The 25,291-nt window shown below is 39.6% G+C and carries 23 protein-coding genes; 18 read left to right on the top strand and 5 right to left on the bottom strand.

Annotated elements, in window-relative coordinates:
* The first annotated feature begins 21 nt into the window (after nucleotides 1–21).
* From B9A18_RS13090 to B9A18_RS13055, 8 genes are all read left to right on the top strand, one after another.
* Nucleotides 22–906, top strand: a complete 885-nt coding sequence (locus B9A18_RS13090; RefSeq protein WP_084289766.1) for a universal stress protein — start codon at nucleotides 22–24, stop codon at nucleotides 904–906.
* A 102-nt stretch (nucleotides 907–1,008) separates the two neighbouring features.
* Nucleotides 1,009–1,437, top strand: a complete 429-nt coding sequence (locus B9A18_RS13085) for an Hsp20/alpha crystallin family protein (protein ID WP_084289765.1) — start codon at nucleotides 1,009–1,011, stop codon at nucleotides 1,435–1,437.
* Between the two features lie 47 nt (nucleotides 1,438–1,484).
* A complete protein-coding gene (locus B9A18_RS13080; protein ID WP_084289764.1) occupies nucleotides 1,485–1,895 on the top strand; it encodes a hypothetical protein in 411 nt (136 codons plus the stop codon).
* Between the two features lie 133 nt (nucleotides 1,896–2,028).
* Nucleotides 2,029–2,451, top strand: a complete 423-nt coding sequence (locus tag B9A18_RS13075; RefSeq protein WP_084289763.1) for a hypothetical protein — start codon at nucleotides 2,029–2,031, stop codon at nucleotides 2,449–2,451.
* Between the two features lie 12 nt (nucleotides 2,452–2,463).
* Entirely contained in the window at nucleotides 2,464–3,372 is a 909-nt protein-coding gene (locus tag B9A18_RS13070) for a universal stress protein (protein WP_084289762.1), read from the top strand.
* Nucleotides 3,373–3,393: 21 nt separating this feature from the next.
* Nucleotides 3,394–3,816, top strand: coding sequence for a hypothetical protein (locus tag B9A18_RS13065; protein ID WP_144009493.1), 423 nt, complete (start codon nucleotides 3,394–3,396; stop codon nucleotides 3,814–3,816).
* 20 nt (nucleotides 3,817–3,836) lie between these two features.
* A complete protein-coding gene (locus tag B9A18_RS13060) occupies nucleotides 3,837–4,352 on the top strand; it encodes a YciE/YciF ferroxidase family protein (protein WP_084289760.1) in 516 nt (171 codons plus the stop codon).
* A 31-nt stretch (nucleotides 4,353–4,383) separates the two neighbouring features.
* Nucleotides 4,384–5,478, top strand: a complete 1,095-nt coding sequence (locus tag B9A18_RS13055; RefSeq protein WP_084289759.1) for a baeRF3 domain-containing protein — start codon at nucleotides 4,384–4,386, stop codon at nucleotides 5,476–5,478.
* Here B9A18_RS13055 and B9A18_RS13050 read toward each other — a convergent pair.
* Together B9A18_RS13050 and B9A18_RS13045 are read right to left on the bottom strand one after the other, a co-directional pair.
* On the bottom strand, nucleotides 5,468–6,082 hold the full coding sequence (locus B9A18_RS13050) for a phosphoribosyltransferase (RefSeq protein WP_084289758.1): 615 nt from the start codon (nucleotides 6,080–6,082) through the stop codon (nucleotides 5,468–5,470). The two genes, B9A18_RS13055 and B9A18_RS13050, sit on opposite strands and share 11 nt — an antisense overlap.
* A 24-nt stretch (nucleotides 6,083–6,106) precedes the next feature.
* Complete coding sequence (locus B9A18_RS13045; RefSeq protein WP_084289757.1) at nucleotides 6,107–6,757, bottom strand: dienelactone hydrolase family protein; 651 nt, start codon at nucleotides 6,755–6,757, stop codon at nucleotides 6,107–6,109.
* 181 nt (nucleotides 6,758–6,938) lie between these two features.
* Here B9A18_RS13045 and B9A18_RS13040 point away from each other — a divergent pair, with 181 nt between their 5' ends.
* Genes B9A18_RS13040 through ppsA form a run of 4 tightly spaced genes read left to right on the top strand, consistent with a single transcriptional unit; the run spans nucleotide 6,939 to nucleotide 11,906 of the window.
* A complete protein-coding gene (locus B9A18_RS13040; protein WP_084289756.1) occupies nucleotides 6,939–7,721 on the top strand; it encodes an MlaE family ABC transporter permease in 783 nt (260 codons plus the stop codon).
* Nucleotides 7,722–7,727: 6 nt separating this feature from the next.
* On the top strand, nucleotides 7,728–8,504 hold the full coding sequence (locus B9A18_RS13035; RefSeq protein WP_084289755.1) for an ABC transporter ATP-binding protein: 777 nt from the start codon (nucleotides 7,728–7,730) through the stop codon (nucleotides 8,502–8,504).
* On the top strand, nucleotides 8,504–9,514 hold the full coding sequence (locus B9A18_RS13030; protein WP_084289754.1) for an MlaD family protein: 1,011 nt from the start codon (nucleotides 8,504–8,506) through the stop codon (nucleotides 9,512–9,514). Before B9A18_RS13035 ends, B9A18_RS13030 begins: the two co-directional genes overlap by 1 nt.
* A gap of 25 nt (nucleotides 9,515–9,539) precedes the next feature.
* Complete coding sequence (ppsA, locus tag B9A18_RS13025; protein WP_084289753.1) at nucleotides 9,540–11,906, top strand: phosphoenolpyruvate synthase; 2,367 nt, start codon at nucleotides 9,540–9,542, stop codon at nucleotides 11,904–11,906.
* Here the strand turns inward: ppsA and B9A18_RS13020 are convergent.
* Nucleotides 11,903–12,952, bottom strand: coding sequence for a response regulator (locus B9A18_RS13020; protein WP_084289752.1), 1,050 nt, complete (start codon nucleotides 12,950–12,952; stop codon nucleotides 11,903–11,905). The genes ppsA and B9A18_RS13020 overlap by 4 nt on opposite strands.
* A 236-nt stretch (nucleotides 12,953–13,188) precedes the next feature.
* Here B9A18_RS13020 and B9A18_RS13015 point away from each other — a divergent pair, with 236 nt between their 5' ends.
* Complete coding sequence (locus tag B9A18_RS13015) at nucleotides 13,189–14,601, top strand: MBL fold metallo-hydrolase RNA specificity domain-containing protein (protein WP_084289751.1); 1,413 nt, start codon at nucleotides 13,189–13,191, stop codon at nucleotides 14,599–14,601.
* Between the two features lie 19 nt (nucleotides 14,602–14,620).
* Here B9A18_RS13015 and B9A18_RS13010 read toward each other — a convergent pair whose 3' ends face one another.
* Both B9A18_RS13010 and B9A18_RS13005 read right to left on the bottom strand, forming a co-directional pair.
* Nucleotides 14,621–15,994, bottom strand: a complete 1,374-nt coding sequence (locus tag B9A18_RS13010) for an NAD-dependent succinate-semialdehyde dehydrogenase (RefSeq protein WP_084289750.1) — start codon at nucleotides 15,992–15,994, stop codon at nucleotides 14,621–14,623.
* 57 nt (nucleotides 15,995–16,051) lie between these two features.
* Nucleotides 16,052–16,654: an RNA polymerase sigma factor gene (locus tag B9A18_RS13005; protein WP_084289749.1), complete on the bottom strand. Its 603-nt coding sequence runs from the start codon at nucleotides 16,652–16,654 to the stop codon at nucleotides 16,052–16,054.
* Between the two features lie 215 nt (nucleotides 16,655–16,869).
* On the opposite strand from B9A18_RS13005, the gene B9A18_RS13000 reads away from it, so the two are divergent.
* The 5 genes from B9A18_RS13000 to B9A18_RS12980 all read left to right on the top strand — a co-directional run bounded on the left by B9A18_RS13000 (nucleotide 16,870) and on the right by B9A18_RS12980 (nucleotide 25,290).
* Nucleotides 16,870–18,066, top strand: coding sequence for a FecR family protein (locus B9A18_RS13000; RefSeq protein ID WP_159452659.1), 1,197 nt, complete (start codon nucleotides 16,870–16,872; stop codon nucleotides 18,064–18,066).
* Nucleotides 18,067–18,240: 174 nt separating this feature from the next.
* Nucleotides 18,241–21,630 carry a SusC/RagA family TonB-linked outer membrane protein gene (locus tag B9A18_RS12995; protein WP_084289747.1) on the top strand — a complete coding sequence of 1,130 codons (3,390 nt, stop codon included), beginning with the start codon at nucleotides 18,241–18,243 and terminating at the stop codon, nucleotides 21,628–21,630.
* 11 nt (nucleotides 21,631–21,641) lie between these two features.
* Nucleotides 21,642–23,063, top strand: coding sequence for a RagB/SusD family nutrient uptake outer membrane protein (locus B9A18_RS12990; protein WP_084289746.1), 1,422 nt, complete (start codon nucleotides 21,642–21,644; stop codon nucleotides 23,061–23,063).
* 11 nt (nucleotides 23,064–23,074) lie between these two features.
* Nucleotides 23,075–23,797, top strand: a complete 723-nt coding sequence (locus B9A18_RS12985) for a DUF4843 domain-containing protein (RefSeq protein WP_084289745.1) — start codon at nucleotides 23,075–23,077, stop codon at nucleotides 23,795–23,797.
* An 11-nt stretch (nucleotides 23,798–23,808) separates the two neighbouring features.
* Nucleotides 23,809–25,290, top strand: a complete 1,482-nt coding sequence (locus B9A18_RS12980; RefSeq protein ID WP_159452658.1) for a PKD-like family lipoprotein — start codon at nucleotides 23,809–23,811, stop codon at nucleotides 25,288–25,290.
* The last annotated feature ends 1 nt before the right edge of the window (nucleotide 25,291 follow it).

The raw sequence follows: 25,291 nt of genomic DNA, 5'->3' as shown, positions 1-25,291 counted from the left end.
TTTTTTAAAAAATAGATACAGATGAAAAAGATATTAGTGCCCACAGATTTTTCATTTGCAGCGAAAGGGGCTGCCTCTTTTGCTATGCACATTGCCAGGGAGATGAAAGCAAATATCCAATTGTGTAATGCCATTGTGGTTCCGGTTGAGGCACCAGCTGTGGCACACGTTACTACGCCCTTAATTGCTGTCAATGCACTTGAAGAAGCTGCGATAGCAGAACTAAAACGATCGGCAAGAGAAATAGAGACACTTGAGGAATTTCAAACTGCATTGGGCGATTACACCCCGGCAGTTGAGTACGTTACCGGAATTGGTACAGTACCGGAAGTAGTTTCAAATTTTGCAAATCAGCATGATGTATGTTTGGTGGTTATGGGGATGTCGGGAGCCGGAGGTTTAAACGAATTCATATTAGGTAGCAGCAGTCGGACCATTGTCGAAAAGGCTAATTATCCGGTTTTACTTATTCCAAAAGACAGCCAGTTTAAATGTCTCCATAAAATTGCTTTCGCTACAGATTTGAGTAGGGAAGATGTGGTTGCAATTCATATACTAGCCGGGTTTGCCAGGGTTTTTAATGCTCAGCTACTCATTGTGCATATTAAAGATAAAAATGAAAAAATGACTATACAGCACAAGCTGGATATAGAACGCTTTTTAAATGACGTTACCAATAACGTAAATTACCATAAGATCTATTATCAATATGTTTTAGATAAGGATATAGACGAGGGCCTCGATTGGCTTGCATCTTATGGACAAATTCAAATGCTGGCTATGGTGCATAGGAAACATAGCATGATGCATAATATACTTAAAGGGAGTCATACGCAAAGGCTTAAAAGACATATAGGGATTCCTTTAATGGTATTTCCCCAAGAATGTTCCAGCTGGGTAATATAGTTAGCGCGAAGTGACGTAAGTCATCACAATTGCTAATGGAAGTCATTCTTACAGCGGGATATTCAAATTAATTTTGATCCATTAACTTAAATCCTAATAATCATGACAACTTTAGTAAAATCCAAAGCTTTCCCAACACTGCTTTCAGTGATGGATGATTTTTTCAATACTGATGTTTTTAATAAACCCTTTGTGAATACAGAGTTTATGCCGGCTGTAAATATCCGTGATGAAGAAGGTAGTTATGAACTTGAGATGTCAGCTCCCGGATTTAAAAAGGGAGATTTTAAAATTACCTCTGAGGATGGAATGCTTACCATTAGTGCAGAGACCAAAACGGAACACAAAGAGGTTAAAAAGAACTATACCCGTAAAGAGTTCTCCTGCTCTTCGTTTTCCAGAAGTTTTAGCTTGCCTGAAAATATTGAAGAAGACGATATGAAAGCAAACTACGATAACGGTTTGCTTAAGGTTAGCATCAAAAAAGCTGTTAAAGCTCTGCCAAACAAAAAGGAAATAAGTATTGATTGATCTTTATTGGGGATGTCTGATCCAGGCATCCCTTTTTAACTTAGGCGATGGAAACCTTATCAAAGTTATCTGCACGAGCATTGGAGTATTACATCACTTCCAGAAGATGGAAATCAGATCTTTATTTTTCTAACCTCGAAATCACTTTCTTAAACAGGGTGCTGGATGAACATTTTCAGGGACTGGTTGTTCCTGAAGTTCAGGACAAGTTAAAACAACTTGGTATCAGGCTATCCGTATTGGTAAGTGAGGAGCATCAAATCAAAGAATTACTGGACCTGCAGCTTGAAAATCTCGAACAGCTTGCCAAAGATTCATTAGATGAACATACAGAAGAACTAGCCGAAAAACGCGCTCATCTGGAATACTTAATGATCGATTGGATTCATGAATACCGGGTTATAAAAGAAGAGATTTTTCTTGTTATTGGAGCATATCTGGACTCCAAACAGGTATGAATATGCTGGTATGATGAGCATCATGTTGTAGCATGACAACCATCATAGCTATAAGGAAGACGGGTGTTTAAATTTGAGGTATAAATCAGTGTGTCATTTATGACGGGGTAGTCGACATTTAATTTTTTTTGATATGAAAACACCGGCAAATTTATCATCCAAATCTCTACAGTATTATGTAGAAGCCAAACATTGGACATCTGATCTTGAATTTTTTAAAGTAGAAACCAGCTTCTTTCATCGTTTGCTGGATGATTATTTTATTCGTCTGACCTCTCCTTATTTCATTGAAAAGTTAAAAGCGATAGAAGCTAAATTATTAAAGTTTGAAGAAGAAAGACATCAAACCGATAAGGTGCTTACAGAACAACTCACAAAGGTCGAACTCATGGCTGAAGATATCATGCCAGAGGATTTGGAAGGAATAGAAAATAAGCAAAGCAAATTGCAGGATTTAATGACAACGCTCATAAAGGATTACCGGGAAACAAAAAAGGAATTGTTTGATATTGTGGAGAAGGTAATGAAAGATGAAAGTTTATTTAATGATATATAATTGATAGTTATCATGAAAACGATTTTAGTATTGACGAATTTTTCTCAGAATGCATTAAAGGCGGCAGAATCTGCTGCTATGCTTGCAGGAAGGCTTCGGGCGAATATACTGCTGTTTAATTCTAATTATACGGTTCCTGCTATACCTTATTATCCGGGAGTCATCCTGGTAAATGAGAATATTTCATGGGAAGATGAGTGTGAAAACAAACTAAAACAACAAGCCGATCATCTTAAAAAGATTATTGCTGATATTTATTTAGATCAGCGTAAACCAACGGTGCGTATACTGTTAAAAGAAGGTACGCTCGCTTCGAATATTAATGATATTGTCAGGAAAGAAAATGTGGACCTTATCATGATGGGCGGGCGCACAGGGACCAATATTGATCACATCATGTTTGGAAGTGATACAAGTGCCGTAATCGATCATGCCATTTGTCCGGTTTTGATTGTTCCTGAAAAAAAATACATCACCAGACTTAACAAAGTCATATTCGCGACAAACTATAATGAAAGCGATATTGATGCCATAGAATATCTCGTGAAAATGGGGAAAATGTTTGAATTCCAATTAGAGATTGTTCATGTGAATATATATGGTGACTCAGGCACACGTACCAATAAAGAGGTTGTTGATTATATCAAACAATTGAGTGATAATAAATATCCCTCAGTGATATACAACAGTGTTAAGGGGAAAGACCTTATAGAGCGGTTGAATCATTTGTGTAAAGAAAGGGAATCTGATCTTCTTGCCTTTACGCATCAGCATCATTCCTATTTTATCAGGATGCTTAAAGAGGGAATCGTTAAAAAATCACTATTTAAACAACAATTACCCTTGTTAGTATTCCCTTCCACATTAGAGAAAAAACCAGGTAAGGCTGTTAAGAAAACAATGACGGGGCATAGACAATAGTTTTCATGCCAAAAACTAACTATGATGAAAAGTAAACACGACATATCTGAACATATTTTGCAGGATTTGAATAAAGTAAAAACCTGGACATCTGATTTGGAGTTTTATAAATCTGAATGTTCATTTCTGCATAAATTATTGGATAATTATTTCAACCGCCTGACAACGCCCAGGCATATAGATAGTTTAAAGCATATTGAACATGAATTGGTTATGCTGGAGGAGGAAAGACATGCGATAGACAAACAGCTTGGTTCATATATGTCAAAGGTAAAGTCGACAGCTGAAGCTATGGACGACGATGAACAAAAAGATTTAGAAGAGCGGTATGGTAAACTATGGCCGCTTATGGAAGAGTTAACGCAAAAAACCAGAAACGTAAAAAAAGAGATTTACGCTATTATAGAAAAAGTAATAGAGGAAGATGAACTTTATGATGTGTAAAAATAAAAATTCAAAATATCATGGAAAATCCGGTTATCAATACCCTCCACAACTTGATTGATTATGACATCAGCAAGTTTGTTAGCGCTGAAAATGAATTGAAAATGACTTTGCCCAAGTGGATTAGTATAGCAAACTCTTTTCAATTAAAAACGGCTCTTCAGAAGTATCTTGATTTTGTTGGGCAGCATTTGTTAAGACTGGAGGAGTTTATAGATCAGGAACAAATTAGTTTATTAAATGTGAACAATCGAATCATGCGGGTTCTTATAGAGGAAACTCAGGAGGAGCTTTCACACTGTTCTAATGCAGAGGTCAGAGATGCTTGTTTACTTGCCCGTGTACAGGCCATTAACCATTTTAAAATTTGCCTGTATGGAACAGCAGCAGCTTTTGCTAAGCTTCTTGAATTAGCTAAGAGTGCTGAAATATTTCATGAAGCTGAAATTAATGAAAAACACATCGATGATCGCTTGTCTCAGTTAGCTGAATATGAAGTTAATGTAAAAGCTAAATCGCCCATAGCATTGCCTTAGTGCATTTAATCTTTATTAATATTTTTTCATCATGAACACTATAATAACATCCGACATTAAGGAGGTAATAGGTGCATTACATTATAGGCCTGCAGTTTCAATTTTAGTGCCTTTTGGCGTTAAAATAAGTTTGGAGAAAGAACTAATGCATTCCCTCAAAATAGCCGCAGATAAAGTAGAGCTAGAGTTGGAAAAGGACTATCCTGACGACATTTGTAAACAAATGATGGAAAAATTAAGAGCACTTATCGAAGGAATCGCTATTGACCATCGTAAAAAAAGTGTCGCCATATTTGTATCCCTTGTATTCGAAAAGATTCTTTTTCTGGATATCGTTGTTCAGGAGCGGATTATAATTGACGAGTCGTTTGAAATTCGTGACCTCATTTATGATAAAAAACAAGCTGATAAATATATGGTACTAATGCTTAGTGGAAAACAGAGCAGGATGTATGAAGGCGATAATGCTGAATTTAAGAGGATCGAATCTCAAATTCCAGAGAACATCAATGCTTATGTAAATGAATGGCCTGAGAAGGTAGCCAATTTTACCGATGCAGGTGATCGTAAAGAAATTGTAACCGATAAATTTTTGGAGCATATTGATAAGGAGTTGGAGCAGGTGATCAAAGCATATCAATTACCTGTCTTCGTTTTGGGCGTAACGAAAATTCTGGGTCATTTTAAAAAACTCACTAAACATGAAGGTGCTATAGCAGCTTACATAGAAGGCAATTACGAGGAGCTGAGCTTCCCGCAACTTTATGAAGTGCTAAAGCCCCATCTGGAAATATGGCGGCATGAAAAACAGAAAAAGATCATTAGTATCTTAGATGAGGCGGATGGTAAACATAGATTGGTAGCGGGTGTAAAAGCAGTATGGGAAGCGGTAACGAATAACCTTGGCCATCGCCTTTTTGTAGAAAGTGATTATGTTTTTTCTGCACAACATGGAAGCAACCAGTTTGCCATTGAAGAACTGAGTAAACCTTATAATGAATTCTCCTATATCAGGGATGCAGTAGATGATATGATAGAAAAAGTATTAGCCAATGGCGGTGATGTTGAATTTGCAGAACATGATGCCTTAAAGGAATATGAACATATTGCACTGCTTACTTATTAGCATCCAAATAAAAGATCACTTCATCATCTGTCACTTCATTGAAATTTTGATAATAGGCACCTACGCTGTTAAAGCCGGGAGGTATACCTAGTGTTATGACTTCAACCCCCTCATTCATTAGTTTCTGAACTGCGCTTGCAGATGCTACGGGTACTGCGATAATTATATTTTCGGGCTTTTCTTTTTTGATCAGCTGAACCGTGCTCAGGAGCGTATTTCCTGTAGCCATGCCATCATCAACAACGATAACGGTTTTTCCGGTGAGACTTGTTGGTTTCCCATGGCCCATAAATTTTTGCTGCATAGCCAGCAGTCGATGACGGACTGCTATGAGCTCCTGTGCAACATAAGCCGTTGTCACTTCATGGGGGGAGGATACGAAATAATCGGTCAGGCTGGCTGCACCTATAGCATATTCTTTATTGCTCGGGTGGCCTATTTTCTTTGTAAGGACAAGTTCTAATGGGAATCCGAGTTCTTTGGCAACAACATAAGCTACAGGAACTCCGCCGCGTGGTACGGCAAGCACAATACCCGAATTATCTTTGTATCTGATAAGTTTCGCGGCCAGCATACTACCGGCATCTATTCTGTTTTTAAACATGATGATTGTTTTTATCCTCAAAAATTAAGCTGAAGGGTTTGGTACATGCTGATTAAACCAGTTTGCAGCCAGTTCTGATACGATTTCCATTTTTCCTGGTTCTTCAAACAGGTGTGTCGCCCCATTAACTATTTCAAGGCTTTTTTCACAGTTAAGCATTTGATAGGCCATCCTGTTATATTGTAACACCTGCTCGTCTTCACTACCAACGATCAGTAGTGTTGGCACATTTACCGTAGGTAGGTCTTGCATAGCAAGATCCGGGCGTCCACCACGGGAAACAAGGGCGAAAACATAGGGTAAGTCTATAACAGCTTTTAAAGCTGATGCCGCTCCTGTACTGGCTCCAAAAAAACCTATCGCAGTGTTGCGTGCTACCGGAAAGTTCTGCAGCCATATTGTAGCCTGAACCAATCTTTCTTGCAAAAGATCGATCTCAAAACGGTTATGGTAGTTATGATCCTCTTCCGGCGTGAGCAAATCAAATAGTAAAGTGCCAAAGTTTCTTTTTTGTAAGTAAAGGGCAACTTGTCTGTTGCGTGGGCTTAGGCGACTGCTGCCACTGCCATGAGAGAAAACTATGATGGAACTGGCGTTAATTGGAACGCACAACTCACCCCTTAAACGTATGCCGTTTACAGGGATGCTGATGTCGTTATGAAACCTGGTTTCCATAAGTACAAAGTTAGTTGAAGTAGTTAGACTACACAATGACGGTGGTCATGTAACCTGTAGATAATAAGTGTTATGTAATTGTCTAGAATCATATTTTCTAATGATTTGTGTCATTCTACCAGGCTTTGTTTTTTGTTAACTTTCTATACAATTTGATATACAGGCTGATAAATTAAAGGAAATGAAACTATGGACACTGACTGAAGGTAACAAAGAATTTATTAATGAAACCGGCAGCATTACAAAGTTTGCAAATCGCTTTTTCATAGTAGGTATGAAGCCCCGATACGAATTTAAGGAGCTACTTACCCAATGCTACTTAATAGGATATAAATCTCTTCCTTTGGTTGCCCTGACTGGATTTATTATGGGACTGGTTTTAACTATGCAGTTAAGACCGTCTTTGATAGTTTATGGTGTAGAATCTCAATTGCCCGAAATGGTGGGGATATCCATTGTAAGGGAAGTTGGGCCAGTGATAACTGCGTTAATATTTGCTGGAAAAATTGGAAGTAGTATTGGTGCTGAATTAGGTTCTATGAAAGTAACCGAGCAGATCGACGCTATGGAGGTTAGTGGAATTAATCCTTTCAAGTTCCTGGTCGCTACAAGGATCATATCAACAACTTTGATGCTGCCAATACTTACTGTACTAGCTGATGCTATTGCATTATTTGGTTCTTATATTGGTGTGAATATCAATTCAGTAACCAGTTTTAGTTTGTTTTTTACACAAGTGTTTCAAGGTCTGGATTTGAATGATTTACTACCTGCGGTAATCAAAACATTCTTTTTTGGGTTTGCCGTTGGTGTGGTTGGCTGTTATAAGGGCTTCAATTCTAATAAGGGGACCAAAGGCGTAGGTATTGCGGCAAACTCTGCAGTAGTATTGTCGTCGGTCCTGATTTTTATTATCGATTTACTTGCTGTGCAGATCGCAGATCTGATGGGCTTAAACTATTAAATAGCTATGGGAACAATAGAAAGCACAGCTGGCAGTAGTGAGGATAAATCTACAGTAATTGTTGTTGAACATTTGTATAAAAAGTTTGGCGACAATGTGGTGCTCGATGATTTCAACCTGAAAGTTTTTACGCAAGAAAATGTGGTTGTACTTGGTAAATCGGGATCAGGGAAATCGGTGCTTGTAAAATGCATTGTTGGATTAATGAAACCTGATAGTGGGCGTGTTTATGTTTTAGGTGAGGACATTGCCACTTTGAAGGAGGACGAGTTAGACCTTCTACGGACAAAGCTGGGGTTTCTCTTCCAAAGTAATGCACTTTATGATTCGATGACGGTAAGAGAAAATCTTGAATTCCCAGTGCGGAGACATTGGGAAGGAATGGAGCAAGCCGAAATAGATAGTAAAATAACTGAAGCCCTGGAGAACGTTGGTTTGGAGGATACTATAGATATGCTTCCTTCTGAATTATCAGGAGGAATGGCTAAGCGGATAGCCCTGGCCAGGGCTATGATTTTAAAACCTGAAATCATTTTTTATGACGAACCCACTGCCGGTCTTGATCCCGTTACAGCCAGGGAAATTAATGCGCTGATCTTAAAGATGAAACGAAAATATCATACTTCATCAATCATCATTACCCATGACATGGAGTGCGTAAAGCATACTGCCGACAGGGTATTGTTGTTGCTGGAGGGTAAATGCTATATGGAAGGGACATACAAGGATCTGGAGCAATCGACAGATAAAAAAATAAAGCAGTTTTTTGAATTGGAATCGTGATGGGAAACTATGCAGAAAATAATATGCGTCTGGGCATTTTTGTATTGGTGGGTTTAATCGTACTGATATTCGCTTTCTATATGGTTGGCAAGAACAAGAGCATATTCGGCGGTAATTTTGAGCTGAAGGCCCGTTTTAGCAATTCGAACGGTTTAATGAAGGGAAGCAATGTTCTTTATTCTGGAATTCAGGCTGGAACAGTTAAAAGCCTGAAGTTAATTAATGATACTACAATTGAAGCGACTTTATTGATAGATAATGAGGTGAAGTCGTTTATTCGTAAAAATGCCATTGTGACCATTGGTACCGAAGGTTTGATGGGGAACAAAGTGATTCAGATTACGCCATTTAAAGGAAATAGTCCCTTAGTAAAAGAAGGAGATCTGTTAGAGAGTAAAAAAGTAGCGAGCATAGATGAAATGCTCCAGACATTATCAAGAACAAACGACAATATAGCCGGCATTTCGGATGGCTTGAGGCAAACCGTCGTGGAGATCAATAAGAGTACCTTATGGAAACTCTTAGGGGATAAAGCTGCAGCAAACGGAATTGAATCCACCATAAATCAGATGCATCAGGCCAGTATAAATGCCAACGCCTTTAGTAAGGATCTTGAAATGATCCTGTCGGAAACCAAAAGTGGTAAAGGCACTGCTGGTTTGTTACTTACTGATACCGCTTTTGCTACCCAGTTAAGAATGGCGCTTGTGGGGATCAAATCAGCAGGAGATCACGCTAATGAGCTAACACTCCAGCTTAATCAAATGGCCAGTGATCTGAAAAAGGATTTAGACAATAGCAATGGCTTTCTGAATTTTCTGGTGAAAGATTCTCTCATGATAAAGAAATTAAATGCCACCATGGATAATATTGAAAAGGGAACCGATGGCTTTAATCAGAATATGGAAGCCTTAAAGCATAACTTTTTGTTTAGAGGCTATTTTAAAAAACTTGAAAAGGAAAAAGAAAAAAGAAAGACAATTGACCAGTCTTTACGTATAGATAAATAAGGGCAATCAGATAAACTTTATCCAGATGAACTATATTAAAAAATTTAGTGAGATCACCATTAAAGATATTGGTGAGGTAGGTGGTAAAAATGCTTCTTTAGGTGAAATGTTTACACAGTTAAGTCCCCGGGGCGTATTAGTGCCAAAGGGGTTTGCTGTAACTGCAGCTGCTTACAGGTACTTTATTCGTTGTAATAATCTGGAAGTGGTGATTCCGGACCTGCTAAAAACCTTAGATAGAAAAGACTATAGTAACCTATCAGAAATAGGAAGAAAGATCAGGGAACTTATTATGGCCGGGCGTTTAACGAACGATGTAGGGATGGATATTATTGGGGCATATGAGGCTGTTTTTGAAAGTGATACCCAAGAGGTTGCCGTGCGTAGTAGTGCTACTGCTGAGGACTTACCGGAGGCAAGTTTTGCAGGTCAACATGAGTCGTATTTAAATATAAAGGGTAATTACCCATTGCTTTATGCGGTTAAACAATGCTATGCCTCTTTGTATACAGACAGGGCTATTAAATACCGTGAGGATATGGGCTTCGACCACAATAAGGTATATCTTTCTGTTGGCGTGCAGGAAATGATTCGCTCAGATATTGGCTGCTCAGGGGTTGGCTTTACACTTGAGCCTGAATCAGGCTTTAGGGATATCATCCATATTGCCGGAGTCTGGGGCCTCGGTGAAAACATTGTGCAAGGAACGGTTACCCCAGATGAGTTCCTGGTCTTTAAGCCATCCCTGGATAAAGGGCTAAAATCTATCATTCAAAAAAATCTGGGTAGTAAGAGCAAGATAATGGTATATGCCGGAGATGAGGACGATGTAAACGCAACAGTTAATAACGACACGCCTTTTGATCTGCGGGATCAGTTTGTGCTGGAAGACAAGGAAATTGAGCGACTGGCAAAATGGGCATTAATTATTGAACAGCATTACGAGCGACCAATGGATTTTGAATGGGCTAAGGATGGCATCGACCATCAGCTATACATTTTGCAGGCCCGGCCAGAAACAGTGCATGGTCATCAAAAAAAACTACAATTGAAAACTTTCCGCTTAACTGAGTTGGGAAGGGAATTGGTTCGGGGAGAAGCCATAGGCAGTAAGATTACCGCTGGCTTTGCGCGAATTCTCAATGCGCCAGACGAGGCAGGTAAATTAAAAGAAGGAGATATTTTAGTAACAGATACCACTAGTCCGGATTGGGATCCCATTTTAAAAAAGGTAGCAGGTATCATAACCAACAGAGGAGGCAGAACCAGTCACGCAGCTATTGTGGCCAGAGAATTGGGTACTCCTGCTATTGTAGGCACAACCTCTGCTACTGATAAAATTGTTGATGGCGACCTGATCACCTTGAATTGTGCCGAAGGTAAAACAGGATACATCTATGAGGGGAAACTGGCATGGAAAGAGGATGTTGTGGAACTAGTGGATGTCGGACTTCCTGATACACCTAAGGTTCAGTTGATTATTGCTGATCCGGAAAAGGCCTTCGATTTATCCTTTTATCCTAATCATGGCGTTGGTTTACTTAGAATAGAGTTTATGATCAGTAATTTCATCAGGATACATCCGATGGCATTGATCCAGTTTGATAAAGTAAATAATCCGGATGAACGAGCGGTTATTGAGCATCTTACCAGCCATTATCCTGATAAAAAGAGCTATTTCGTAGATCAGCTTTCAAAAGGAGTGGCCATCATTGCAGCAGCTTTTTATCCTAAAGAAGTAATTGTAAGGATGAGTGATTTCAAATCCAATGAATATGCAGGTTTGATTGGCGGTAAGTCATTTGAGCCTGAAGAGGAAAATCCAATGATTGGATTCAGAGGTGCTTCCAGGTATTACCACGAACATTACAAGGAGGCTTTTGAATTGGAGTGCGAGGCGATGAAAGTGGTAAGAAATGAGATGGGATTTACTAATGTGAAACTGATGATTCCTTTCTGCCGTACAGTTCAGGAAGGTGAAAAGGTAATTGGCTTGATGGAGCAGTATGGCTTGAGGAGAGGGGATAATGGACTTGAAGTATTTGTAATGGCCGAAATTCCAAGTAACATATTGTTAGCTGAAGAATTTGCTAAGCTGTTTGATGGTTTCTCTATTGGTTCTAATGATTTAACCCAGTTAACTTTAGGCATCGATCGTGATTCAGCACTGATTGCTGATCTGTTTGATGAGCAAAATGCGGCCAGTAAGCAATTGATATTGCAAATGATTCAAAAAGGGAAATTACTGGGAAAAAAGGTAGGGCTTTGTGGGCAGGCTCCAAGTGATTCGGAGTCATTTACGCGTCTGCTGGTAGAGGCGGGTATTGACAGCATTTCATTTAATGCTGATGCGTTGATTCAGGGGATTAAAAATATCAATAAGGTTCATTAATTTTTCATTTTCATGAGTCGCTCGATATTGACCAATTTTATCTGTGTGCCATTTTTCTCAATAAGTCCCTCTTCTTTAAAATCAGAAAGGGTTCGGCTCACTGTTTCAATGGCAATACCAGCTAAAGCGGCTAGCTCATCCCTCGTGACATTCAACAGGTCGCTGTCTGACGCTTTTTTGCTCAGCCGAAGTAATACCTGGGCAAGGCGTTTGCGTACGGAGAGGTAAGCCAGTTCGAGCAATTGTTCTTCTTTTTCATGGATATTATTAGATAATATCTTGATGAACTGGTTGCTTACTTCTGGATATTTATTTACTAAATTGAGAATCAGTTCTCTGGGTAGTAAGTAGAGGGAAGTATCTTCCACTGCTTCAGCTGTTTCAGTAAAATCCTCATCCAGCAAAAGCGCGTCGAGGCCGATGTAATCATCAGGGTTATACAGGCCGGTAATAAACTGTCTGCCATCTGCTGCAAGTTTTATGGTCTTAATACTGCCTTCTACCACAAGGTATAAGCCCTGTGGGGTATCACCCTCATAATAAAGTACCTGCTTCTTTTTGATGTGCCGGATTTTACGGTCTGCAATGAGTGCTTTAAGTTCCTTCATTCCATTACCGTTACCCAAACTAAGTTTCTCCAGGTTTTGAAACGTTGAACTGTAATAAGCTTTTTGCCTTTGGTGTTTCTTAATCCTTGTTTCAACAGCGTGAAGCAAGTCTGTATCGTTGAAAGGTTTAGTCAGATAATCATCAGCGCCCATTTCCATACCCTTTCTAAAATCAAACCTATCTGTTTTAGCGGTCAAAAATACAAAAGGAATCTCTGCAGTGTCGTTGTTTTGGCCTAATAGCTTTAAAACATCATAACCATCCATTTCGGGCATCATGATGTCACATAAAATTAGGTCCGGTTGATTTTCAACTGCCAATTCAATCCCATGCTTCCCGTTGTCGGACTGCAAAACATGGTAACCTGAAAGTTCTAGTATTTCTGCGCAGCTCTCTAAGATATCGACATTGTCTTCAATGATCAGAACAGTTTTCATATTAATTTGCTTAAAAATTTAACATATTAATATAGGGGTGATCTGGACTCTGTGGAATGAAGTTAATCATAATTTATTAATAATAAATGTGATGAATGCCATTTTATTAAATTGTAGTGTTCTTGCTATGATCTTGCACATGTGGGTGCGTGTTTTTAATCACTGTTTTGGGTGTTCCATGTCATTTTCATTACAAGATAATCCAAGCAACTTTACGTATCTAATTGATATAGGTAATGTACGAAGTAGTCCTACAATCACTTGGCGCTGCGGAGACAGTGACGGGTTCCAAACACTTGTTAAAAACGCCTGAACTTACTATTCTTGTCGACTGTGGCCTGTTTCAGGGCATTAAATCGATACGTGAACAGAATTGGAAATCATTGCGGATTGCAGCGTCTGAAATTGATCTGATTATTTTAACCCATGCCCATCTGGATCATTGCGGGTATATCCCTTTGCTGGTGAAAAATGGGTTTAAGGGAAAGATTTTCATGACCCGACCCACAAGTGAACTCACGGAATTGATACTGCTTGATAGTGCAAAACTGCAGGAAGAAGATGCTGAACATGCCAATGAACAACATTTTTCAAAACATGATCCTGCAATACCATTATACACCGTTGAGGATGCAAGAGCATCATTTGATCATTTTGCGACTATTGAAGTTGGTATTTTTGTTCGTTTAAGTGATCATATCCATTTTCGTTTTAAAACCAGTGCACATATTTTAGGTGCCTGCTCGGTTGAGCTGACCTGTTTCGGGAAGACGATTATTTTTTCAGGAGATATTGGCAGGAATAACAGTGCGCTTTTACCGGCGCCAGACTTTTTCACCGCTGCGGATTTTATTGTGATGGAATCTACCTATGGCGACAGGCTTCATGGGCATACTGATCCCTATGATGATTTGGCGGATATGATTAATGAAACGATTGATAAGCGGGGAAATGTGTTGATCCCAAGCTTTGCTGTAGGAAGGGCTCAGGAACTGATTTATATACTCAATACTTTAAAAATACAAAACCGCATACCTTATGATATTCCTATTGTACTGGATAGCCCAATGGCTGCGGCGGCGAACAAAATACTCATTCGTTATGCGAATGAATTTACCAAAATACATCAAAAAGAATATGAGGAGATGAGTGATCAGATCCAGATTAATCAGGATTACGTAGAGACAATCGGTACGATCAGTGATAAAAAAAGTAAAGTTGTTATAGCTGCCAGTGGGATGTTGACCGGTGGTCGAGTATTGTCATATTTGAAAAACTATCTGGGGGATAGCCGGAATACTATTCTAATCATTAGTTTTCAGGCTGAAGGAACGCGGGGAAGGGCTTTGGTTAATGGTTCTCACGAACTTAAGATTCATGGTAAATATTACGGAGTTAAAGCCAAGGTTGTAGAGATTTTGGGCTTATCTGCTCATGCTGATGAAAATGAATTGATGGATTGGATCAGAAAGTTTGAAGTACCACCACAATTGGTGATGCTTGTACACGGAGAGCCTTCTGCTCAGGAGGCCTTTAGGGTAAAAATCCAGACTGAATTACATCTTCCTGTAAAGATCATGAGGCAGCATGAAGATGTGCTTTTGTTTAACTGTAGCAATATTGCCGAGGATCTTCGTCCGGCGGAATAAAGTAATTGATACTAAACGATTACTTTATGTAAACCGTTTTAATATTCACAAATTCATGAATTCCAAAGGAACCAAGCTCCCGGCCATAGCCGGATTGATTGATGCCCCCAAAGGGCAACCTCGGATCTGACTTTACCAATGAATTAACAAAACAGGATCCTGCTTGCAGTTTTGTTCTGGCAATCTCTTCGCCTAACGACCCGTTTTTTGTGAATACTGCAGCGCCAAGTCCGAATGTCGTGTCATTGGCTAAGCTGATTGCATGCTCGGTATCTTTTGCAGATAGCATAGCGGCTACCGGACCAAACAACTCTTCATCATAAGCAGGCATTCCTTTTTTAATTCCGGTTAATATCGTTGGTTCATAATAGGCGTGCTTATTTTTAAATGCGGGAATGTTACCTCCCAGTATGCATTTTGCTCCCATGGCGATGTTCCTTTGCACTTGCTCATGAAGTTGGTCCCGCAAATCGGCACGAGCCATTGGCCCCAGGTCTGTTGAAACTTCAAAAGGACCACCTAGTTTACGCTGCTTCATTTTTTGCATAAAAAGTGCCGTAAACTCTTTTTCTATTTTCTTTACCAATATGAAGCGTTTGGCAGATATGCAGCTTTGACCATTATTGATTAGCCTGCTGTTGACGCAAATGTCGGCGGCCATTTCCAGATCAGCATCCTCAAGCACAATGTATGGATCACTCCCACCAAGTTCCAGTACTGTTTTCTTTAAGAGTGAAGCGGCTTGTGTTGCTACTTTTTTCCCCGCATCGGTGCTACCCGTTAGTGTAACAGCTTTTACATCAGGATGGGCAATTACCTCGCTTACTGCTTTACTTCCAATCATCAGTGTTTGAAAAACATGGACTGGGAATCCTGCGTCTTTAATCATTTTTTCGATCGATAAAGCGCATCCAGGTACATTTGAAGCATGCTTTAGCAGTCCGCAATTACCGGCCATTAATGCCGGAGCCAGGAATCTAAATACTTGCCAATAGGGGAAGTTCCAGGGCATGATGGCTAAAACCACGCCTAGTGGCTGAAAGCTTACATAACTTTTAGTAGCCTCGGTTTCAACCAGCTGGTCCTCAAGAAAGGCCGCTGCTTCGTTAGCATAATACTGACAAACACCAGCGCATTTATCAATTTCAGCTAAACCATCTTTTAAAGGTTTTCCCATCTCATCAGCCATCAGGCTTGCTAAATGGACACGTTCTTTATGTAATTGATCTGCCAGCTTAAGCATCAAGATCGCTCTTGCTTTAAAGCTTGATTCGCGCCATTTTAACCATGCTTTTTGCGTTTGAGCTATTTTACGGACAACTATATTTTCTGGATCTTCTTTATAAGATTTAATAACCTTCCCATTGGTTGGGTTAATGGATTGTATACTCATAATCAATGTGATTGCTTGTTAATTTAAATCAACAATGCCGATTGGCTATTGTTTGGCTCATTTTTGACTCAGGATTGAAGCTATGATGAGCATCGTACCAATTTCCTGATTTTTACGAAGGTATTCTTTAATGAAGCGGATGGAGTTTACCATATGGGTGTTGACCGTAGCAACTGAGATTCCAAGGGCTGCTGCGGCTTCCTGGTAAGATTTACCTTCAATTTTACAAAGGGTAAAAACATTGCGTCGCTGATCTGTCAGTTTGCTAATGGCTTGCTGTATAATTGCAGATGTTTCCTTTCCAATCAGGTTCTCTTCGGTTTGCAGGTAATAATCTACCGCGTTAATGAGTAAGCGCGCATGGAGCCGTTTATCTTTCGAAACTTTACGGAAGTAGTCGTAAACCAGGTTATTGGCAATGGTGTATAGAAAGGAAGTGAAGGATAAGTCTGTATTGATCCAGGCTCTTTTCTCCCAGACCTTTAAAAACAAATCCTGCAGTAATTCATCGGCAACGGATTCATCTTTAACAATGCTGTTGATTTTTCTATAGAGGACTTTGCTGTAAGCGAGGTACAAGGCATTAAATGCTGGCTCATGTCCTTGCTTCAATTGCAATAGCAAAAGCTTCAATTCTTCCTCGTCTACTAAAATCTTCAATGGTGGTGGTTGTTTGGGTTATTATTCAATGATATACAATATTTTTAAGTATTCAATAAACTTTGTTCAACCGATCGTTTATTGTGAAATTATTCTACTGATTGTTAGCTGCTTATTAAATTATTGTAAATATTTCACTAAGCGCATCAATGTATTTCCTGTTTACTCCGTATTGGTTTATATAGGGCACATTAAAAATGTGTCGCATAATGTATATGAGTAATTTAAAAGGACTTTTTGCCAAATATATGAGAGATGACTGCACAACCGCCGAGATCAGGTTGTTGATGCAGAATTTTAACGAAGTCGGTAATGAAGCGGAATTGAAGCAAGTGATTGCGGCTGAAATGGAGAAGGATACTGCAGTGGTTGACGACGCTGAGCTTGACGCGCGCATGCAGCATATTTATAGTCAGTTGAAGCCTAACCTTAGCCCTGATGCTGAAATCGAAAAAGCATCCCGACCACTCAGTGGGTACTTTAAGTATAGTATAGCAGCGGCCGTTCTTATTGTTGTTTCTGCTGTTTTCTATTTTTATATCAACTCTGGTACAACAAATCAGAAGGGCTTAACCGCCCAGCACCAAGGGAATGATGTACAACCTGGTGGAAATAAAGCAATATTGACATTGGCAGATGGATCAAAAGTATCCTTAACAGACGCTGACAATGGCGAATTGGCAAGACAAGCAGGAATGGTTGTTACCAAGACTAAAGATGGACAACTGGTTTATGAAGTAAGCGATGATATGGCGGGTACAACTGAAGTGGTATACAATACGATCAGCACTCCGGCGGGTGGCCAGTATCAGATAAATCTTCCTGATGGAACTACTGTTTGGCTAAATGCTTTGTCGTCCTTAAAATACCCAATAGCTTTTAAGGATGCTGTACGTAAGGTAGTGTTAACAGGCGAAGGCTATTTTGAAGTAGCTAAAAATCAGAGGCAACCTTTTGTTGTGTCGACCAATGGTGCTGGCAAAGCGCAGGATGTAACCGTATTGGGTACACATTTTAACATCAATAGTTATCAAAACGAGGGTGTTACCAAGACAACTTTGCTGGAAGGATCTGTAAAGGTGGCTAGTTCATCACGGGATCATGTAATGCTTAACCCAGGGCAACAGTCGATCTTAAAGAACACGTTTAAAGTCGTTGAAATAGACGCTACGCAGTTCATTGATTGGAGAAACGGGAACTTTGTATTCAATGATGAAAGTATAGAGAGTATCATGCGCAAATTGGAACGCTGGTACGATGTAGATGTCGTTTATCAGGGAAAAATACCTGATGTTGATTTTGGCGGGGAAATATCCAGAAGTAAAAAACTATCAGAAGTACTGAAAGTATTGGAAACAACCAGAACAGTTCACTTTAAGATTGAGGGAAGGAGGGTGACAGTTATGCCGTAAACTTTACAAGCATAATAGATCATACTTCGTATCAAAAACGAAAAAACCAGGAGTGCTTGGACCCACCCCTGGCTATACAGTCTGATTTATTTAAAAAGAATGTTTCGCACACTATAATTAACTAAAACCAAACCTAAACCCCTAACCTAAATCAGGGGCCTAAAATTCAAATGTATGAAATTTTATGCGCTATTTAAACGCAGGCATTTAGCTCGCGTGGCACAACCAATTTTGCGTATTATGAATTCGGTTTTGGACCTGATTCGTAATACAGATAAAAGAAAACTGATTATGCGAATCAACCTAACCGTAATTCTGTTAACCGCCTCCTTACTTCAGGTAAGTGCAGGAGGTTTTGCACAGAAAATAAACCTAACCAAAAATAATATCTCTTTAACAGAAGTGTTTAAGGAGATCAGAAAGCAAAGTGGATACGATTTTGTATACGCTACACCACAAATAAAGCTGGCTAGAAAAGTAGATGTCTTTGCCAGAAATGCATCCTTAGCTGATGTATTGGAAAGGTGTTTTCTAAACCAACCATTTACCTACGAGATACAGAACAAAACTATTGTAATCAGGGAACGGAATGATGGTGTTATTGCTCCAGATAGGAAGATACAAGGTACTGTTGTGGATAGAAAAGATGGAAAACCCCTTCCAGGTGTTACGGTAATCATTAAGGGAACAAAAATCGGCACACAAACGGATGTCAAAGGTAATTTTGCCCTGAACGTTCCGAATGGTACTGAAACCCTGGTTATTCGCTTTGTCGGCTATAAAACTCAGGAAGTGGCGCTTGCTAACTTTAAGAGTTTCACGATCCGACTGGAAGAGGATTTAACGTCTCTGGATAATGTAGTGGTAACGGGTGTATTTGACAGACCTGTAGAAAATTTCACAGGAGCGGCCAAAACGATCGATGGACAGGAACTTAAAAGGGTTAATTCAAACAGTATTTTTGCGGCAATAGCTGCTCTTGATCCTGCGCTTCGCCTTGTTCCTAATAATGTCATGGGTGGAAACATTAATCAGTTACCTGAAATTCAGTTGAGAGGGGCAAATTCCTTACCCAATTTAACTGGAGAGTTCGCGGATAATCCAAATGCACCTTTGTTTATTCTTGATGGTTTTCAGGTTGGAGCACAACGAATCTTTGATCTGGACATGAACATGATCAAGTCGATTACCATTTTAAAGGATGCTTCAGCAACTTCAATTTATGGTTCAAGGGGCGCAAACGGAGTACTTGTTATTACAACAGTATTGCCGAAATCGGGTAAATTACAGGTAACTGTGAATAACGATTTCAGGTTAACTACACCAGATTTATCTGTTTACAACTTGCTTAATGCAGCTGAGAAACTGGATTTTGAAAAGCGGGTAGGGTTTTATACTGCTGGTCAATCTAATCAACAGTATACATTGGATGAGATTTACAACAGCAGAGCTAGAGCAGTTGCTAATGGTGTGAATACCGATTGGTTGTCTTTTCCGACACAAACGGGTACCAGTAACCGCACGTCTTTATATGTTCAAGGTGGCGACCAATTTATCCGGTATGGTTTACAGATGACTGGAGATTTTCAAAAAGGAGTAATGAAGGGCCAGAATCGTAACAACTACTCTGGACAGTTCGATTTAAGTTATGAAGTAAAGAACCTTCGTTTTAGAAACTCTGTCCGGCTGTTTCAAAATACGGCGAATGAATCTTCTTATGGTGCGTTTTCTCAATATGCGCGGATGAATCCATATTGGAAACCTTTTGACGAAAATGGGAACCCTGTAAAAGTTATGGAAACCAATGCTTTTGGTACATTTACCAATCCGTTGTATGATGCGCAGCTCAATACCATTAACAAATCTCAATACTTCGGTATTTCCAATAATCTGCAGATAAGATGGAATATTTTGCCTTCACTATTTCTGGAAAGTGCGTTTAGCTTAAATAAGCAAACCGGTTCTTCAGACAAATTTTTCCCGGCTCAACATTCCATGTTTGTGAATGAAAAGGATCTGAAGCGTAAAGGATCTTATGACGTAGGTAATAACAACTCACTTGGCTTTGAGAATTTAACTACGGCTAACTTCAACAAAAGCATGGGTAAGCATTTAATTTATTCAACTTTAGGGGTTAATATTGCAAGCACATCAAGTAATTTCTATAATGTATCGACGGTAGGTTTCCCGTTTGATCAGTTGGATAACCTGCTTTTCGCTTCGCAATATAAACCTGATTCTCGCCCTACAGGAGATGAAAGTACAGTAAGGCGATTAGGTTTGTTACTAAATGCTAATTATGCTTTTGATAACCGTTACCTGGCTGATATTTCTGTAAGAAGAGATGGGTCATCCCAATTCGGATCGAATAAAAGATATGGTACTTTCTGGTCTACAGGTCTCGGTTGGAACATACATAATGAAGCCTTCTTTAAGGGAAATCAACAAGTAAGCAGATTAAAAGCAAGAGCTAGCTATGGTTCTTCCGGTTCCCTGAATATTCCAGCTTATCGTGCACAAACTCGTTATACATTTGGTGTAGATAATGTTTACGATGGAGATTTAGGTGCTGCTATAATGGGCTTAGGCAATACCGAGTTGGGGTGGCAAGATGTGCGGACCTTAAATCTGGGGCTTGACATTACCTTGTTCCACGATAGATTGGATATGCGTTTTGATCACTATAGAAGTACCACAAACAACACCATTACCAATGTTTCTTTAGCACCATCAAATGGTTTTAGTGATTATGCAGAAAATTTAGGGAAGATCCAGAATACGGGCTATGAATTTTACGGACGTTATAAAATTATAGACAATAAACAAAAGGCCATTGTATGGTCTGTTAATGTTGCCGCTGTTACCAATAAAAATGTCCTTAAAGAGTTGTCTAATAAACTTAAAGCAAGTAATACTAAGTTGAATGCGGCAAGTAACCAAAAAGCTCCGAATATCATCCTCGAGGAGGGTCAATCCATCAACACCTTATTTGTTGTTCGGTCATTGGGTATAGATCCAATTTCTGGAACAGAGGTGTTCCTTAAAAAAGATGGTACAACTACTTTTACCTGGGCCGCTGCTGACAAAGTTGCTGTTGGCATAACAGATCCAAAATGGAACGGTGCATTCGGATCTAACTTGAACTACAGAGGATTAGAGGTTGGTGTAATCTTTAGTTATCGTTTTGGCGGACAGATTTACAACCAAACGTTGGTAGATAAGGTACAGGGTGCGGATACAAAATATAATGTAGACAGAAGAGCCTACGATCTTGGCTGGACAAAGCCTGGTGATGAAAGTATGTTTACCAGATTTGGAACCAATCCTGTTTTAACAAGATTAAGCTCCAGGTTTGTTCAAGATGACAATACCATGAGTCTGAATTCGGCATCTGTTGGATATAATTTCTATAAACATGCCTTCGTGAAAAGAATGGGGCTAAGCAGTTTCTCACTTACAGCCAGCACCAATGATTTGTTCACGCTTAGCTCTGTTGAGTTAGAACGCGGCACCAATAATCCATTTTCTCGCACCTTTTCTCTATCCATACGGGCAGGATTTTAATATGCATTGATATGAAAACAAAGACAAAAATATTTGCCATACTAACCATGTTCATATTGGTGTCTGGCGCAGGATGTAAAAAATTTCTAGAAGTCGATCCAAAATCTACCATGGGATCGGATCAGCTCTTGAGCTCTGAAGTGGGGTTTCAACAAGCCTTAACTGGACTCTATTCGCAAATGGCAAGTCGGGATTTGTATGGTGATAACCTCACTATGGGTTTTAGCAGCTTAATTGCTCAAAACTATAGCGCCTCACTTAGCAGTGTTTTTTCCTTTCCAACAACTGTTGCCTTAAATTACAAAGGTGCTGATGCTGCACCACTGGTGGCTGCAATCTGGACAAAGGCTTACAATACCATTGCTGGAGCAAATAATATCCTGGCGAAGATAGACGACAAAAAGGATAAGTTTACAGCGCATCACTACGGCCTTATAAAAGGGGAGACATTGGGTGTTCGGGCTTACCTGCATTTTGATCTGCTGCGTCTATTTGGTGCAAATTTCGCAACAAACCCAACAAAAAAAGCAATTCCCTATCGTACGGAACTCAATGCGCTGTCTAAAGTTCCATCTACCGTAGCAGAGGTATCTGCTTTCATTCTTGAAGACTTGAAGCAGGCAGAAATGCTGATGAAAGGTAAAGACCCGATCTTAACAGAGAAAAGTAGACGTTTCCGCATGAATTATTATGCCATAAAAGCCTTACAGGCCAAGGTTTACTTGTTTAGGGGAGATAAGGTTAATGCAGCAGCAGCAGCAAATGAAGTCATAAACTCGGGAATATTTACACTGATAGACGCTAAAAAAGTATCTGTGGCAGCAGCAGCAAAGGATCGCACCTTTTCAACTGAACAAGTATTTGCAATTCGTGTGAAAGATATGAGAGTATGGGTAGAAACGGAAAATGCGTATTTCAAAACAGTAAGCGACAATAGAAAGAATCTTACCCGTACGCTTGCTGATTTTAAAACGCTATATGAAGTTGATGCTACTGGTGGTACAGATATTCGATACGCAAACCTGATTGAAACGGATGGACTAATCTCATTTTGCTCAAAATACTGGCAAACTTGGGTCGGTACTGTTGAGAATGACCGTCTGGATCAAAATGTGACTTTAATGCGCTTGTCCGAAATGTATTATATTATGGCAGAGACAGCGACAACACCCGATGAAGGCTTGGTGTTTTTGAATCAAGTGAGAGATAAAAGAGTGCTTCCTGTTATAGCTTCTGGAGTTACGGCTCAACGACTTACTGATGAGATTACCAAAGAATACCAAAAAGATTTTTATGCCGAAGGTCAGCTGTTTTATTACTATAAACGTAAGTTGAGTCCGAGGATGTTGTTTTCGACTAAAAACCTCACGGAAGCGAACTACGTAGTCCCTGTTCCGGATAATGAGCTGGAATTTAATCCTAACTATAACTAAAGCAAAAGGAAATGAGATATTTATCAATCATATTTGTGATGCTGATGATTTTAGCATCCTGTAAAAAGGGGCCTGAGGCTGTGTTTTCTGGAAAAGACGGCATAACTTTTTACTATAAGTCCGGTGTAGAACAGGATAGTGTGAGCTATTCTTTCAGTTTCAATACTGTCCCCAAAACAAAAGATACCGTGTGGGTTAAAATGCGCCTGATAGGAAAGCTGTCCAAACAACCAAGACAAATTAAAGTTATAGCTGGGCCAGGTACTTCGGCAGTTGAAGGAAAACACTTTATTCTTCCTGATCTTTACCTTCCAGCAGACTCTTTTCAGGTTAGATACCCACTAGTACTGCTAAGTACACCAGATTTAGACAATAAAGAGGTTAGAGTGGTTATGGAAGTGGCGGAGAGCAAAGATTTTATTATTGGTACAAAAGGCCAGTCAGATGTTGCCAATACCGTACTTTTTAAAGTCAACTTCAGCAACCGCCTCGTTAAACCTGATTACTGGAATTACATTGCCTCGTATATTGGAGCGTATAGCCGGGCCAGGTATCAATTTATGATTGACGTTTATGGTACAGCGAACTTTAGGCCAGATACCAAGGGCGGGATTATATCTTATGCCCAGTGGGTTAACATTAAGGGCAGGTTGAGAAATGCAATGGATGCTTATGTGCTTCTGCATGGCCCATTGATGGATGAAAATGGCGCAGTAGTAGAATTTCCATTGTAAAAATGAACTTTATGCAAATTAAACAAATCATACCAGGTGCGGCCATTTGCCTTGCCTTGCTGTTTGCCTGTAAAAAGGAAAACAATAAATATACTTATAATCAAGTGAACCAGGTTACAGTTAATGTTCCCACTGAAGACCTGGTTGTTGTCCAACGTGATATGATCGTTGTTAATCCAGAAATCACTGAATCTGTAGCTGGTAGTGGTCCTTATACTTATAAGTGGGAAATATACCGTTCGGCAGACTTAAATAGTTGGGAAATTACACCAATTAATCCGGCCACTAAGTCTACCACGCTTTCTACAGAAAAAAACCTAAATGTTCCCGCAATGGTGGCCCCAGGAACGTATAGGCTACAATATACCATAACAGATACCAAGACCAATTTAAAGCAATCTGTACGTTATCCACTAATAGTTAATGGCAAGTATTATGAAGGTTGGTTGGTCATGGCCGACAATGGTGGAAAGGCAGTACTTTCCTTTGTTCGCCAGGATAATGTTGTTTTTCAGGATGTTATAGGGGCTTCCAATCCAACTTTAACGATCAGTGGGAAACCTTTGGCTGCGTTTGCTGGCATACAGGCGAAACTGGAACATGTAAATGTGTTTACCGATCAGGGAATGTATCGCTTCAGTGCTAATGATTTCACTTTTACCGGGAAATCTCCCGACTTATTTGACGCTCCAATTTCTCCGGTTTCCAACCCAGGGTATGCAGTAAACAGTGTCAATTTCGATCAGTATGTGATGAGTAATGGTAGCGTTTATGGGACGTTAACCCCTAATCAAGGATTGGCGAACTATTCAGACCGTTTTAATGGCCCTGCAGGATATTCCGTATTCCCTTATTTCATGAGTGGATCAACATATTGGGCACTGTTTTATGACAATAATGGAAAGCGTTTCCTGCATACCACCTATACGAGTCGGTCATTTAACACTTTTACCAAAAATACGGATGACGGTATTGCTTACGACTTAAGTAAGGTTGATAAGACAATGGTAGGAGGCGATAGGGGGCCTAACACAGAATATTTCCTGGTTATGAAAGATCCGACTGGCTACTATTTATGTTCTGTGTTGCCGAATAACAAGAAACCTACGGGGCTTATGGATAAGATGGATGCTGCACCTGAAATTGACCAAGCCAGTAGCTTTGCAGCTTCTGAAGTGAATAAACAATTATATTATACGGTTGCCAATAAGATTTATTTATACAGTGTCCTTTCAAAATCGGCTAAGCTGGTTTATACTTTTCCAGCCAACACACAAATCAAAGACCTGAAAATGTATAAAGGACCGGGTTGGGGTAAAGCCAATCCGTTGTACAATGCACGACTGGTAGCCGCAACTTACAATGGAACCGAGGGTGAACTTTATTACCTGGATCTTTTGCCAATTGGCGATATAGCAAATGGTACATACAGTAAAAAATTTGGTGGCTTTGGCAACATCGTACAAATCAATTTCCGTAGTCCTAATATATAAT

This window comes from Pedobacter nyackensis (assembly GCF_900176505.1).
Taxonomy (GTDB): Bacteria; Bacteroidota; Bacteroidia; order Sphingobacteriales; family Sphingobacteriaceae; genus Pedobacter; species Pedobacter nyackensis.
The sequence above is the reverse complement of the archived record's forward strand: the minus strand, read 5'-3'. Positions and strand labels throughout refer to the sequence as shown.